This window comes from Fibrobacter sp. UWB16, assembly GCF_900215325.1.
Lineage (GTDB): Bacteria > Fibrobacterota > Fibrobacteria > Fibrobacterales > Fibrobacteraceae > Fibrobacter.
This window is the reverse complement of record NZ_OCMS01000001.1, coordinates 1,313,854-1,327,100: the sequence shown is the minus strand read 5'-3', so window position 1 is coordinate 1,327,100 and position 13,247 is coordinate 1,313,854. Positions and strand designations below refer to the sequence as shown.

Here is a 13,247-nt window from a genome sequence, read left to right as displayed (position 1 = left end):
GCGAAAATACTGCAACCGGCATGGGGATAATCGCGCTAAAGCATGCGTTCAACAAAGACAAGCTGCTGGAACTGTTGCCTCAGTTCTGTAAATTCTTGGATAAAATGCCGCGAAACGAGGCGTCTTGCCTGCTTGAAAAAACAAGTATATATTTAATGGAGTATTTAGGTAAAGACTTCCTAAAGGAGCTGAACATGGCGTTCGTAAGCGTCGGACAGAAATACGGTTTCGTAAGCATAGGTGACTATTTCCGCCAGCAATTGGCAGAAGAGCGTCAGCAAATGGCGGAAAAGTTTGACAAGGAACGTCAACAGCTTGAAGAAAAATTCGAAGAAAAACTCGAAGAAAACTTGCCGATGAACGAGATAAGTTGAAAAAAGCCGAAGAAGAAAAGCTCCGTACAGCTCAAGAGCTGTACAAAGACAATGTTCCTATGGAGATTCTTGTTCGACGCTTCAATCTTACAGAAGAACAAATTCGAGGGAAATAAAAAGGGCGTTTCCCGCCCTTTACTTCCCGATGATCGCGCTCGCGACCACGCCTTTGTCTGCGTAGAGCACTAGCACTTGACCCGGTGCCGATGCAAATTGCGGCTCGTCAAATTTCACGCTGATTGTGCCGGCTGCAGTGTCCAAAGCAGTAATTCTTGCCGTTGCGCCTTTATGCCCAAGGCGAATGTGTGCCGTGAGCGGCTCCTTCAAAAGTGGGGATGTCTCCGAAACCATCAGGTTTAAGTCAACGGCAGAAACTTCGGTACAGCTCAATGCGCTTCGCGGACCTAAAATCACCTGATTGTGGTGTGCATCAATCGCCACAACGTAAAGCGGTTCCGCTTGCCCGCCGATGTTGAGCCCCTTACGTTGCCCGATCGTGTAATGCACAATGCCCTTGTGCTTCCCGAGAACCTTTCCGTTCACATCGATAAAATCTCCGGGAACGTTATCGCTCTCGTCAAATAGCACCGAGTAATCGCCGCACTCGATAAAGTCCTGGCTTTCGCGCTTTGTTGCAAAATCGTCCCAGCCGATTTCCTTGGCGAGCGCTTTCACGTCTGCTTTCTGCATTCCGCCGAGCGGGAAAATCACAGTGGAAAGTTGCTCTGCCGAGAGTCTCGATAAAAAGTACGTCTGGTCTTTATGCTCGTCCAGTGCTTCGTACAAGAACGGAACATCAGGATTCTTGAAATCGAGTCGCGCGTAATGCCCCGTCGCAAAGTAATCGAAATCAATCCCGAGCTTGCGTGCCGCATGCTGTAGCGCTCCAAACTTGATGCTCTGATTGCAACGGACGCACGGATTCGGCGTTCGCCCTGCGCGGTATTCCGCACGGAAATAGTCGAGAACTTCACGCTTGTAATCTTCGGCAACCGGAACAACGTAATGCGGAATCCCGAGACGTTCGGCAACGAGCTTTGCCTCTTCGATATTCTTGTCTTCGCTCGGACCGTAACAGCCTTCGCGACCTTCGACTGCGGGCATTTTCACGGAGCCGTCCCACGTCGCCATCGTCATGCCGACAACTTCGTAACCTTGCTTTTTCAGTAAATACGCCGAAAGGGCGGAATCTACACCGCCCGACAATCCAACAGCGACACGCTTTTTTTCAGACATCTTGTTGCCTTTTGTAATTCACCCGGCGCGCATCTCGAAAAAACTTTTAGAATAGCACGACTACAGATGAGGTATAAAACACAAATAAACGCTAGGGAGGCGAATGGAACCTTCTAGCGTTTTTCACTCAATAATGAATCATCTTAATTTTTTTTCGGTTTCTACTGCGAGGCGAATGGAACCGCGAAGCACTTACCGAACAAATTTTATCTAACACTTAGTCAGCGAAGAGCGGAGTGGAGAGGTAACGGTCTCCGCTATCCGGGAGGAGTGCGACAATCGTTTTGCCCTTGTTTTCCGGACGCTTTGCAAGTTCGACTGCGGCGTGGAGGGCTGCTCCAGAAGAGATACCGACGAGGATACCTTCAGCCTTGGCAATTGCCTTCCCTGCGGCGAATGCGTCTTCGTTCTTGACCGGGAGCACTTCGTCATAGACGGAGGTGTTCAAAGTATCCGGAACAAAGCCTGCGCCAATACCCTGGATCTTGTGCGGACCAGCCGTGCCCTTGGAAAGCACCGGAGAAGATTCCGGTTCAACTGCGACAACCTTCACATTCGGATTTTGGGACTTGAGGTATTCACCGACACCCGTGACCGTTCCACCAGTACCTACGCCTGCGACGAAAATGTCAACCTTGCCATCCGTGTCTTCCCAAATTTCCGGACCCGTCGTTGCCTTGTGGGCGGCCGGGTTTGCCGGGTTCACGAACTGACCCGGGATAAAGCTGTTCGGAATTTCCTGAGAGAGTTCTGTTGCGCGAGCGATTGCACCCTTCATGCCCTTAGCACCTTCGGTGAGAACGATTTCTGCACCGTAGGCCTTGATGAGCTGGCGACGTTCAACACTCATGGTTTCCGGCATCACGATGATGATGCGGTAGCCGCGAGCTGCTGCGACGGAAGCGAGACCGATACCAGTGTTACCAGAAGTCGGTTCGATAATCACGGAACCCGGCTTAAGCTTGCCTGAAGCTTCGGCATCGTCAATCATTGCCTTAGCAATACGATCCTTGACAGATCCAGCCGGGTTGAAATATTCAAGCTTTGCCACGATCTTAGCCTGGAGATTGTTTTCCTTTTCGATGTGGGAAAGTTCGAGGAGCGGGGTATGACCGATAAGTTGGTCAGCAGATGCGTAAATTTTTGACATGGTAGAATCCTTTTGTTATTTGTAATTAAATCTGGTCAAGAGCCTGTGCGAGGTCGTTGATGATGTCTTCGTAGTGTTCCGTACCGATAGAGAGACGGATCGTTGCAGGAGAGATACCAGCTTCGGCAAGTTCAGCCGGAGTGAGTTCCGAGTGGGTCGTTGTATACGGGTGAACAACGAGGCTCTTCACGTCGGCAACGTTAGCGAGCAAGCTGAAAATCTTGAGCCCGTCGATGAACTTGAAGGCTTCTGCCTGGCCGCCCTTCACATCGAATGTGAAGATGGAACCTGCACCGTTCGGGAAGTACTTCTGGTAGAGAGCGTGCTGCGGATGATCTGCAAAGCTCGGGTGGTTGACCTTTGCAACCTTCGGGTGCTTCGAGAGGAATTCGAGAACCTTCTTGGTGTTTTCCACGTGACGGTCAAGGCGGAGCGAAAGCGTTTCAGTGCCCTGCAAGAGAAGGAATGCATTGAACGGGGAAATTGCTGCACCTTCGTCGCGGAGAAGAATGGCGCGGATGTAAACGATGTAAGCTGCAGCGCCAGCTGCTGCGGTGAAAGGCACACCGTAGCTCGGGTTCGTTTCGGTGAACTGCGGGAACTTGCCAGATGCAGCCCAATCAAACTTGCCACCGTCAACAATCACGCCGCCGAGAGTCGTACCGTGACCGCCGATGAACTTCGTTGCTGAATGCACGACGATATCAGCACCGTGTTCGAGCGGACGAATCAAGTACGGAGTACCGAAGGTGTTGTCGATAACAACCGGAATCTTGTTCTTGTGAGCGAGTTCGGAGATGGCTTCGATATCCGGGATGTCGGAATTCGGGTTGCCGAGCGTTTCAATGAAGATGAGCTTGGTGTTGGACTTGATAGAGTTTTCGACTTCCTTGAGGTTGTGGATGTCGACGAAAGTCGTTTCAATGCCGAACTTGGAAAGCGTATGTTCCAAGAGGTTGTAGGTGCCACCGTAAATGGAGCGCTGTGCGACCACGTGGTCACCCTTGCGAGCGAGAGCCGTGATGGCATAAGTAAGAGCTGCTGCACCGGAAGCGACTGCGAGACCTGCGATACCGCCTTCGAGAGCAGCGATGCGCTTTTCAAAAACGTCCTGCGTGGTATTGGTGAGGCGGCCGTAAATGTTGCCTGCATCCTTCAGATGGAAACGGTCAGAAGCGTGCTGAGCGCTGTGGAATACGTAAGAGGTGGTCTGGTATATAGGAACTGCGCGGGAATCGGTTGCCGGGTCTGCCTGTTCCTGACCAACGTGGAGCTGAAGAGTTTCGAAATGGAGCTTATTCTGAGTCGTCATATTATTTAAATCCTTTTGTGCGCTTGGCGCGAAATTTTCGCGTTCGCCCGAACGTTTTGTTACTGTTGGCGTCGGGCGACGCGATAGTTAATAGTTTTGCTCAATCCTGAGCGTTAAATTTTGGCGGTATTAGGCCCGCCTGCCTTCAGCTTGGTTACACATTCGACATCGCATAGCGAAATCCTCCAGGCTTTTCCCTTTCGGGGTGCCTCGTTCGTTTGATGTGCATAATTTAAAAACAAAACCCTACTAGCCCAATAGGAAAGTAGGGTAAATTATAAAAATTTTCTAGAAAAGTTGCTTGTCTATAAATAAAAGCTATAACAAGACCGTAATTTTGGTAATAACGAGTGGCAAATAGGGGATTTTAGGCCGAAAACGTGCGCTTTTTTCATTGTATATTTCCGTTATGCCTACGTTTACCAAGTACATCCAAAACGAAGAACACTATTCCGAAGTCATTTCCCGTATCGCGACAGTCCGCGAAACGCTCTGGATTGGCACCGCCGACATCAAGGATGTTTATGTGAAACAGAACGGCGAATCAATACCGTTGCTCGGACAACTCGCAGGACTCCTCAAACGCGGTGTGGGCGTGCGGCTCATTCACGCCAAGGAACCCGGCCCGAACTTCCGCGAAGATTTTGACCGCTATAAAATTCTTGCAACCGACCTTGAACGCGTCATGTGTCCGCGAGTCCATTTCAAGATGATGATTTTCGATCTAGAAACCGCCTACATCGGCTCCGCAAACTTGACAGGCGCTGGCATCGGCATGAAAAGTTCCCTCCGTCGCAACTTCGAAGCGGGAATCCTCACGAACGACCCGGAAATCGTCGAACCTGCCATCGAACAATTTGACACGCTTTGGATGGGCGCCCACTGCGAAAAATGTGGTCGTCAAGAATTCTGCAGCGATAGGATAAAATAGCTCAGGCGACATTAATATCGCTTCGCTAAAGCCCTTTCAAATACTCTTCTACATTCAAATAATTAATATCGCCAAAGCGGTCTTTTGCTCCGCGGTAGATGACGTTCTTGCTTAAGATTTTCCCGTAGCGGAATTCTGTTTCGGCACATTTCTTGGGATCAAGCAAGTGGCGGCATTGCTCTTTAGCAATTTTGTCACTATGCTTGATTTCGTAGATTTCGGAACAGGCATTTTGTGGGTCGAATACCACCATGTCGAATTCGCCGATGGCAAACTGCAATTGGAAAACTTGCTTTGTGGGTTTTGCAATTTTGGTTTCCAGGAGTACGATTTCTTCCATCATGCGTCCACGGATTTCATCGAGAATTCGTTTCTCGATTGCCATACGCTCAGTAATCGGAACTTGTTTGAATGTCTCGTCTAGCAAAAGGCTCTTGATGAGTGCTGATGCTTGGGCGTAACGGAGTCCTGGTTGCGAAAGAACTGTACGTGTACGGTGCTCGTTCAGGTTGGACATGTTGACAATATCGATGTCGCAAGTCAAATCGAGTAAGTCAAGATATTCCTTGATTTCTATGCGGTGTGGTTCGCTGATTTCTACAGATTGTTCTGCTTTGTCCTTGATGAGCAAAAGATGTTTTAGTTGTTTTGTAAAAGCGTTGATATCGATGTGGTCGAGAATGTCGGTAGGCTTGTTTCTGTCGCGACGCAGATTCGATGCCGATATTCTTAAATCGTTTGACTTGAATTTTTTAGTCAGTACATCTATGGTAAATCTGTGGTTGACATCTTCTACGATGCGGTTGATGGCGCTCGTCAATTCGCCCGCATTGTATAGATCTTGCAATGCGCGGAAATGCCCTTCGTGCTGGTAGCATTTGAGGGAATGTTGAATGTTTCGTGCGATGGCCGAATCCACGTAATCGTTTGCACTTTTTTGTGTAGCGAAAGTAAACTTGTCTGTGTTGTAGTTGCTCCCGCCCATGCTCATCGTTCCGCCGAACTCGATAAATTTATCAATACCTTCAATTCCAAGAACGTTTTCAAATTCACGATAGGGGATGAATGTTGTGTGCAATAAAATGCAACGGTCGTAAAGTTGCTCGTCTTCAGAAAAAACAAATCCCAAAGAATCAGTCCCGGATAAAACCACTTTCATGCCGCCGGCGGCGAAAATATCGGAGAATAATGCGGCACCTTCGATGAAATCGTTTAGCAATGTCACTTCGTCAATGAATACGTAACGAAAACCAAGCAATTCTAATTGTTTCAGGTCGTGGTTGACGTCGGCGAGCGAATGTCTAGAGCTCAGCTGGATAAACGCCGTTTTCTGTTGCATGTCGGCAGACATTTCGCCAATTAGTTGGCGGATGAGCGTCGTTTTGCCTGTGCGACGTAGCCCGTATAGGATGAGAACTCGGTCGTTGTTTTCTCCGTAAATGTAATCGTGGAGCGCGCCGAAACATTCGCGCTTTTTCCATTTCATGACGGGTTCAAAAAAACGGATGAGTTGTGCTCCGATTTTTATGTCGGTTTTGAAATCGGGTTTTGCTGAATATGGTGCTATATTTTCAGCGACCATCAGTTGCTGAATGTTTTTTGACGAGTTCTTTTTCGTTTTTTCTGTTGCAATTTTTGCAGCGAGTTCCGCAAATTCATCATCCTTGACACGGCGACTGTGCTGCTTGCCGTTTTCGGTCCATTGATAGTAAGCGTAACGCTTGCCGTTGATGGTCTTAAATGTAATTCCGCCGATGCTCATGCTCTCTCCTTTTAACTTTAATTTAACTTATTAAGTTAAAAAAGTCAAGAGCAAGTTAAATTACTCAGCTTGCGTTAACGCCTTCTGATAAATGTCGTTCATCACAAGACCTGCAATCATAAAGCCGAAAATGGCCGTGGCATGTGCCATGGTGCCGTTGATTTGAGCCTTGCTGCTACACCATTCGTGATCGACAAGTTCGGCGTTCTTGAGTTCCGCTTCGCTGCGTTCTTGGCGGATTTTAGGACACATGCAGGCGGCGGTTCCGCAAGAAGAATTTTGACCGCGATTTTTCAAGAGTTCGTCGCTATAAACGCAAAGTACTTTTTTCTTGAGCCACAATTTTTTTCGCTTGAACTTGTCGCGAAGTGCGCGTGCGAGCGGACAACCTGTAACCTTCCAGAATTCGGCGACCTTGATTTTTGTGGGGTCCATCTTGAGGGCGGCTCCCATCGACGAGAATACGGTTGCCTTGGTGTGCGTGGCGTGCCAAAGCAACTGCATCTTGTTTTCGAGGCTGTCGATAGCGTCGATGATGTAATCGAATGTGTCTAGCTGGAACTTGTCCGTATTCGCTTCTTCGTAGATGTCCTGCAGTGCGATGACGTTTGCGTGCGGATTGATTTCTAACAAGCGGTTTTTAAGCACTTCGACTTTGACTTGGCCCACGGTTTTGGTGGTGGCCATCAGCTGGCGGTTTACGTTGGTGACGCACACGCGGTCAGAATCGACGAGCACGAGTTCCTTGATGCCGGAACGGACAAGGCTTTCGGCACACCAGCTGCCGACTCCGCCGAGTCCAAAAATGATGACGCGTTTTTGGTAGATACAGTCCATAACATCGTCTCCGAGAAGGAGCGATGTGCGGTTGAAAATGCCTTTTTCAATTCCCATGAGAATCCTGCAAAACTGGCGGAATTTAGGCGAACAGACGGACGACGCGCTTGATGCCGGCAACAAAGCGGTCGATGTCGCGTTCGAGCGTGTAAACGCCAAAGCTCAGGCGGAGCGTGGCATCTACGCCAAAGCGGTCCATCACCGGTTGTGCGCAATGGTGCCCGCTACGCACGGCGACGTTTTCTTCGTCGAGAATCATGGCTGCATCACCGACGGCAATTCCGTCTAACGTAATGCTGATGAGCGCGCCACGTTCCTTCGGGTTGCCGAGGACTTTCACTTGCGGGATTTCGGCGAGCTGCTTCAGAGCGTACTGCGTAATTTGTTCTTCGTGCTTGCGGATGTTGTCAAGGCCGACGTTGTTCAGCCATTCAATGGCTTTCCCGAGGCCGATGACTTCGGCAATGGCGGGCGTGCCTGCTTCAAAGCGTGCTGGAACGTTGGCGTAAGTCGTCTTTTCAAACGTGACGTTCTTGATCATTTCGCCACCGCCATGCCAAGGTGGCATGCTGTCGAGCACGTCGTACTTGCCGTAAAGAACGCCGATGCCAGTCGGGCCGTACATCTTGTGGCCGCTGAATGCGAGAAAATCGCAGTCGAGCTTCTGCACGTCAATCTTGATGTGGCTAGAGCTCTGGGCGGCGTCTATCAAAACTTTTGCTTGCGGGGCGAGCTTGCGAACGGTCGCAATGATTTCTGCAATTGGGTTCACGGTGCCAACGGAATTACTCACGTGGGTAACGGCGACCATTTTGGTGCGCGGCGTGAGGAGCTCGGGGAGCTTGCTCAAGTCCAAATCGCCGTCATCGCGGACGGGAATGACCTTGATCTTTGCGCCCTTCATTTCGGCGACGAGCTGCCAGCTCACAATGTTGGCGTGGTGTTCCAATCCGCTGATGATAATTTCATCGCCTGCTTCGAAGAACTTGCGTCCATAGCTCCAGGCAACGAGATTGATGCTTTCGGTGGTGCCGCGAGTAAAGACGATTTCGTCTTCGGATTTTGCGTTGATGAACTTCGCAACGTCTTTGCGGGTCTTTTCAAAGGCTTCTGTGGTGCGTGCGCTGAGGCGGTAAACCCCGCGCTTCACGGAGCTGTAGTGCTCGCGGTAAAAATCGTCCATCGCGTCGATGACGCTTGCGGGCTTCTGGGTCGTGGCGGTGCTGTCCAAAAAGGCGAGCGGCTTTGATTCTTTGTCGCCAGCGACCAACATCGGGAATTCATTGCGTAAGACTTCTGCGTTCATGGCCCCAAAGATAGAAATCCTCTATAGGTGGAGTCAAATTCAAGTAAAATATTATTAGGGTTCAAGATTTTTTTTGATTATTCGTTAGGGATTGTTTATAATTCGTTATATATTAAAACTATTCATGTCGTTATCCCGACTCAGGAATGTCATCCTGACTTAGGAATTGTCATTTTGATATTGGAACTGTCATCCTGAGCGAAAGCGAAGGATCCAGTTAAGTTTTAAAAGAGGTTTAGATGAAGAATCTTTTTATAGCAAGTTTGGTTTGTTCTGCAATTTTGGCACAGGGTAGTTTTGCCCAGGAAGCGCTCCGCAAGGCCGTTGATTCCAACAACTGGAAAAAGGTGAAAAAGATTGTCAATTCCGGCGAGCTCGAAGAAATCTATTGCGGCAAGATGTCGGCAAAGAATGCAACGAACATTTATGGCAAGCATTTTAAGCAGATGCCGGATGAAGCGTTTGCCGCTTGCCCGTCCCAGTTTGCGTATGGCTTTGGTCCGAAGGTGTGCTCGATGGCGAATGCCGCGAATGCCTGCTCGGGTGTCATCAAGTATTTGCTCGCCGATGGCGAAAAGGGGAGTGCAAAGGCTCTCAAGACGCTTGACGAGGTGGCTAAGGCGGCAACGAAGACGAAGGCTTTTGGAAAACAGTCGCTCGTGAGTGTCGATACCACGGTCTGGAAACCGTGCCCCAAGAAAGGTGCTGCACGAACAAAGTGCATTGCCCAGTGCAAGGTGGATGCAAATTCATTGATGGCCATTGACCACGATGTGAACTGCAAGACGAAACCTGAACAGATGGTGGACAAGACGATTAAGGTCTACAAGCCGTCTCCGGTTTTTGCAAGCTTGCGCGAAGGTCTTTCTGATGGCTTCTGGAAGGCTCCGATGTCTGTTGCCGGTACGTATGCCGCACTCGCTGGCAAGTATGCCAAGGTGCTCTCGATTCCCGATACCGCTGTGACGGGTCTCCATTACGTGAAGACCTGGGCCGCCAAGCATAAGGGCTCTTCGCTCCCGGGCGGTCAGTTGTTCCGCTTCTGCACGGCTTGGAAGGGCAAGGTCGATCCGATTCTCTCTGAAGCAGGTTTTAGTACTCGTTGCCCGGTGTTCAAGAATTTTGTGGACAAGCGTGACAAACAAGTTTACAAGGTCAAGGAAATTGGCGGTGTGGACTGGTTTGTCGAGAACTTGAACTACAACGATCCGGATGGCTCGATTTGCTACGACCGTGATGATGCGAACTGCAAAACGTTTGGCCGCCTTTACACGCAAGAAGCCGCCAAGAAGGCTTGCCCGGCAGGCTACCATCTCGCCACGGATGCGGATTGGAAAAAGCTTGAAGAATATGCGGGCGGTTCTCGCGAAGCTGCACTCAAACTCAAGAGCAATGGCAGTGACGATTATGCATTCACGGCCATGTTCGGTGGCTACGCCAACAAGACCGGCGTCTGCACGACGATGGGCGATGGCGCCTACTTCTGGACAGCCAATTCCGAAGAGGATTCTCGTGGCAAGGCTCGCACAATGTTCAGCTCCGATAAGGATGTCGGCTCCATCTCCGTGGACCCGAGTTTCTATCTTGCGGTCCGTTGTGTAGCCGGAGCTGAGTAATGGAAAATTTGAACTCGGGCGCGTTTGCGCCCACTTGCACGCGTGAAACTTGGGTCAAGCGCCAGGCGCTGATGGCCCGTGTCCGTGATTTCTTTGTTCGTCGTAATGCGCTCGAAGTCGAGACGCCTGTGCTTTCTGCATACGGCGGAACGGACCCGCAGCTCGATTACTTTGAAATCGAAGACCCGAAGCGGTTCATGATGACGAGCCCGGAATTTCACATGAAGCGTTTGCTTGCTGCAAAGTTCGGTGATATCTTCCAGATTACAAAGTCGTTCCGCAAGGATGAATTTGGCGGCCACCACAACAACGAGTTCTCGATGGTGGAATGGTACCGCGTGGGTATGATTCAGGACAAACTCATGGACGAAGTCGAAGACCTCGTGAGTGAAATTATTGGGACCAAACTAAATGCCCGCCGCACCCGCTGGATTGATGCGTTCAAAAATTACGCTGGCGTAAATCCGTTTTGCGAAAAGCTTACAGACTTTGCGGATGCTTGCCGCGCTCGCGAGATTCCTGTGCCCGAAAAGAGCGAAACGCTCACGCGCGAAGACTGGTGGGACTATCTCATGGTCTTCCTCGTGGAACCTGCACTCGCTAGTAACGGTCCCGAGTTCATCTTGGATTACCCGCCGTCGCAGGCTGCTTTGGCGCAGACTTACGTGGATGCTGAGGGCTATACGTGGGCTCGCCGCTTTGAGCTTTTTGTGAACCAAGTGGAACTTTGCAATGGTTACACGGAGCTTACGGATCCTGTGGAGCAGCGTCGCCGTTTCTATGCTGATTTGGAAATCCGCAAGGGGATGAACAAGCCCTTACCGCCTATCGACGAACGATTCCTTGCTGCTCTTGAATCGGGAATGCCTGCTTGCTCTGGTGTGGCTCTTGGGCTCGACCGCCTGTTCATGCTCGCCCTCGGCAAAGAAAAAATCGCTGACGTGATCCTCTTCCCAAGCCCCATTGCTTAACGCTTGGTTGCCACCTGGCTTGTCACCCCGGATTTATTTTCTTTGACCACTTAGAACTTTAGTTCTTATGTGGTCATGATCCGCGAATGGGGACGGGGTCGCCATCTCGTATTACTGTCCCAGCAGTCGCTTTAGCTCGTGTCGGACTCTCAGTTCGTTGAGCACTCCGACATCGACGTGCTGGATCTTGTCGTCCTTGTCGACTACAAAACTTACGGGAATCACACCTGGGTTCCCCAGCGCCTTGAGCGCGTCGTAGTTCCAGTGGAGCATCGTCCACGGAATATCCATACTCTTCTTGTACTTGCGGGCGACCTTCTTGGAATCGTCCTCGTCAATCATCAAAATCTTAAGGCCCTTCGGGCCGAATTCTTCGTTGAACTGCTTGAGAATGGGGAGCTCCGCTCGGCACGATGGGCACCAGGAGGCGGTCAAAACAATAAGTGTTGCCGTCCCCTTCTCGCTTGCGTAGTCCGATTTACCTCCCGTTACATCGTCTGCCGCGAAGTTTACGACAGTCTCTGGGAAGTTCAGTTTGTAGCGGGACTTCGCCTCGATCGCATAAAACGCGAAACCGAGGAAAATAATTGCCCCTACCCATGCGAGTATTTTATAAGTGGATGAACGCATTGCATAAAGAATTTATGAAATTTTTGGGCTTTTTAAATTATATTCTAGAGCATGGCATATAACATTCAAGATCTTTTAGCAGAAATGGTCAAACGTGGGGCGTCCGACTTGCATATTACGGCCGGCGCCCCCCCTCTTATTCGTCTTTCCGGCAAGCTTACCCCCATCGGGGAAAACAAGCTTAAGCCCGACGAAACCATGCGTATGACTTACAGCTTGATGAATGAAGCCCAGAAAAAGACTTTTGAACAGCAAAAGGAATGCGACTTTTCATTCGGTATTGCAAATCTTGCGCGTTTCCGTGCGAACGCCTACCTGCAGCGTGGCTGCGTGGCGCTTGCCCTCCGTATTATTCCTCTTGATATCAAGACGTTCAAGGATCTTGGCCTTCCGAAGATTATGGCCGAATTTACGACCCGCCCCTCTGGCCTTGTGCTGGTGACGGGTGCTACCGGTTCTGGTAAGTCCACGACCTTGGCTGCCATGATCGACAAGATTAACAAGGAACGTCACGACCACATTTTGACGGTCGAAGACCCGATCGAATTTTTGCATAAGCATCAGGGTTGCATGATCAACCAGCGCGAAGTTGGTAGCGATACGCACAGCTTTGCCCAGGCCCTCAAGATGGCTCTCCGTCAGGACCCGGACGTGGTGCTTATCGGCGAAATGCGTGACTTGGAAACAATCCGCTCGGCACTTACGATTGCCGAAACGGGTCACTTGACTTTTGCTACGCTTCATACAAACTCTTGCGTACAGACGATTAACCGTGTGGTCGACGCCTTCCCGAAGGGTGAACAGCAGACCGTGCGTACGCAGCTCTCGTTTGTGCTCCAAGGCGTCATCTGCCAGACCCTTTTGCCAAAGATTGGCGGTGGCCGCGTGATGGCGTACGAAGTCATGAACGTGACGCCGGGTATCCGTGCTTTGATCCGCGATGACAAGGTGCACCAGATTGAATCCATGATTGAAATCGGTCAGAAGTTCGGCATGAATACGATGAACATGTGCTTGTGCGATCTTGTCAAGAACCACAAGGTCGACCGCTTTGATGCACTTGCCCGTTCGTCGAGCCCGGATCAGTTGGAACAGTTGTTCGTAAAGGAAGGGGTGTAATCG

Annotated in this window: 11 protein-coding genes and 1 pseudogene; 5 read left to right on the top strand and 7 right to left on the bottom strand. The window is 50.2% G+C overall.

The window, feature by feature from the left end; all coding sequences use genetic code 11:
* Positions 1-374, top strand: a pseudogene (locus CRN95_RS05415) (hypothetical protein); the annotation flags it as partial.
* A 135-nt stretch (positions 375-509) separates the two neighbouring features.
* Here the strand turns inward: CRN95_RS05415 and mnmA are convergent.
* From mnmA to CRN95_RS05400, 3 genes are all read right to left on the bottom strand, one after another.
* Positions 510-1,610 (bottom strand): tRNA 2-thiouridine(34) synthase MnmA, encoded by a 1,101-nt coding sequence (gene mnmA / locus CRN95_RS05410; protein WP_097020272.1) that lies wholly within the window; start codon positions 1,608-1,610, stop codon positions 510-512.
* 217 nt (positions 1,611-1,827) lie between these two features.
* A complete protein-coding gene (gene cysK / locus CRN95_RS05405) occupies positions 1,828-2,760 on the bottom strand; it encodes a cysteine synthase A (protein ID WP_088631118.1) in 933 nt (310 codons plus the stop codon).
* A 25-nt stretch (positions 2,761-2,785) separates the two neighbouring features.
* Positions 2,786-4,072 carry an O-acetylhomoserine aminocarboxypropyltransferase/cysteine synthase family protein gene (locus tag CRN95_RS05400; protein ID WP_014545806.1) on the bottom strand — a complete coding sequence of 429 codons (1,287 nt, stop codon included), beginning with the start codon at positions 4,070-4,072 and terminating at the stop codon, positions 2,786-2,788.
* 409 nt (positions 4,073-4,481) lie between these two features.
* Between CRN95_RS05400 and CRN95_RS05395 the strand changes: the two genes are divergently transcribed.
* Positions 4,482-5,003, top strand: a complete 522-nt coding sequence (locus CRN95_RS05395) for a phospholipase D-like domain-containing protein (RefSeq protein WP_088631193.1) — start codon at positions 4,482-4,484, stop codon at positions 5,001-5,003.
* Between the two features lie 25 nt (positions 5,004-5,028).
* On the opposite strand, the gene CRN95_RS05390 is transcribed toward CRN95_RS05395, so the two are convergent.
* From CRN95_RS05390 to CRN95_RS05380, 3 genes are read right to left on the bottom strand one after another with little or no spacing between them, the layout of a single operon-like run.
* Positions 5,029-6,765, bottom strand: coding sequence for an AAA family ATPase (locus CRN95_RS05390; RefSeq protein ID WP_088631119.1), 1,737 nt, complete (start codon positions 6,763-6,765; stop codon positions 5,029-5,031).
* A gap of 60 nt (positions 6,766-6,825) precedes the next feature.
* Entirely contained in the window at positions 6,826-7,659 is an 834-nt protein-coding gene (locus tag CRN95_RS05385; RefSeq protein ID WP_088631120.1) for a ThiF family adenylyltransferase, read from the bottom strand.
* Between the two features lie 25 nt (positions 7,660-7,684).
* Entirely contained in the window at positions 7,685-8,908 is a 1,224-nt protein-coding gene (locus CRN95_RS05380) for an aminotransferase class V-fold PLP-dependent enzyme (protein ID WP_088631121.1), read from the bottom strand.
* Between the two features lie 239 nt (positions 8,909-9,147).
* Here CRN95_RS05380 and CRN95_RS05375 point away from each other — a divergent pair, with 239 nt between their 5' ends.
* Entirely contained in the window at positions 9,148-10,524 is a 1,377-nt protein-coding gene (locus CRN95_RS05375) for an FISUMP domain-containing protein (RefSeq protein WP_097020271.1), read from the top strand.
* Positions 10,524-11,495 (top strand): EF-P lysine aminoacylase EpmA, encoded by a 972-nt coding sequence (epmA, locus tag CRN95_RS05370; RefSeq protein ID WP_085491281.1) that lies wholly within the window; start codon positions 10,524-10,526, stop codon positions 11,493-11,495. Before CRN95_RS05375 ends, epmA begins: the two co-directional genes overlap by 1 nt.
* A gap of 111 nt (positions 11,496-11,606) precedes the next feature.
* Here the strand turns inward: epmA and CRN95_RS05365 are convergent, their stop codons facing one another.
* Entirely contained in the window at positions 11,607-12,125 is a 519-nt protein-coding gene (locus CRN95_RS05365) for a TlpA disulfide reductase family protein (protein WP_088631123.1), read from the bottom strand.
* Between the two features lie 51 nt (positions 12,126-12,176).
* Between CRN95_RS05365 and CRN95_RS05360 the strand changes: the two genes are divergently transcribed.
* Entirely contained in the window at positions 12,177-13,244 is a 1,068-nt protein-coding gene (locus CRN95_RS05360) for a type IV pilus twitching motility protein PilT (protein ID WP_088631124.1), read from the top strand.
* Positions 13,245-13,247: the final 3 nt, after the last annotated feature.

What these genes read in the sequence shown, in the direction of transcription:
- mnmA (WP_097020272.1), bottom strand. Translation starts at nt 1,610, where the DNA reads ATGTCTGAAAAAAAGCGTGTCGCTGTTGGATTGTCGGGCGGTGTAGAT.
- cysK (WP_088631118.1), bottom strand. Translation starts at nt 2,760, where the DNA reads ATGTCAAAAATTTACGCATCTGCTGACCAACTTATCGGTCATACCCCG.
- CRN95_RS05400 (WP_014545806.1), bottom strand. Translation starts at nt 4,072, where the DNA reads ATGACGACTCAGAATAAGCTCCATTTCGAAACTCTTCAGCTCCACGTT.
- CRN95_RS05395 (WP_088631193.1), top strand. Translation starts at nt 4,482, where the DNA reads ATGCCTACGTTTACCAAGTACATCCAAAACGAAGAACACTATTCCGAA.
- CRN95_RS05390 (WP_088631119.1), bottom strand. Translation starts at nt 6,765, where the DNA reads ATGAGCATCGGCGGAATTACATTTAAGACCATCAACGGCAAGCGTTAC.
- CRN95_RS05385 (WP_088631120.1), bottom strand. Translation starts at nt 7,659, where the DNA reads ATGGGAATTGAAAAAGGCATTTTCAACCGCACATCGCTCCTTCTCGGA.
- CRN95_RS05380 (WP_088631121.1), bottom strand. Translation starts at nt 8,908, where the DNA reads ATGAACGCAGAAGTCTTACGCAATGAATTCCCGATGTTGGTCGCTGGC.
- CRN95_RS05375 (WP_097020271.1), top strand. Translation starts at nt 9,148, where the DNA reads ATGAAGAATCTTTTTATAGCAAGTTTGGTTTGTTCTGCAATTTTGGCA.
- epmA (WP_085491281.1), top strand. Translation starts at nt 10,524, where the DNA reads ATGGAAAATTTGAACTCGGGCGCGTTTGCGCCCACTTGCACGCGTGAA.
- CRN95_RS05365 (WP_088631123.1), bottom strand. Translation starts at nt 12,125, where the DNA reads ATGCGTTCATCCACTTATAAAATACTCGCATGGGTAGGGGCAATTATT.
- CRN95_RS05360 (WP_088631124.1), top strand. Translation starts at nt 12,177, where the DNA reads ATGGCATATAACATTCAAGATCTTTTAGCAGAAATGGTCAAACGTGGG.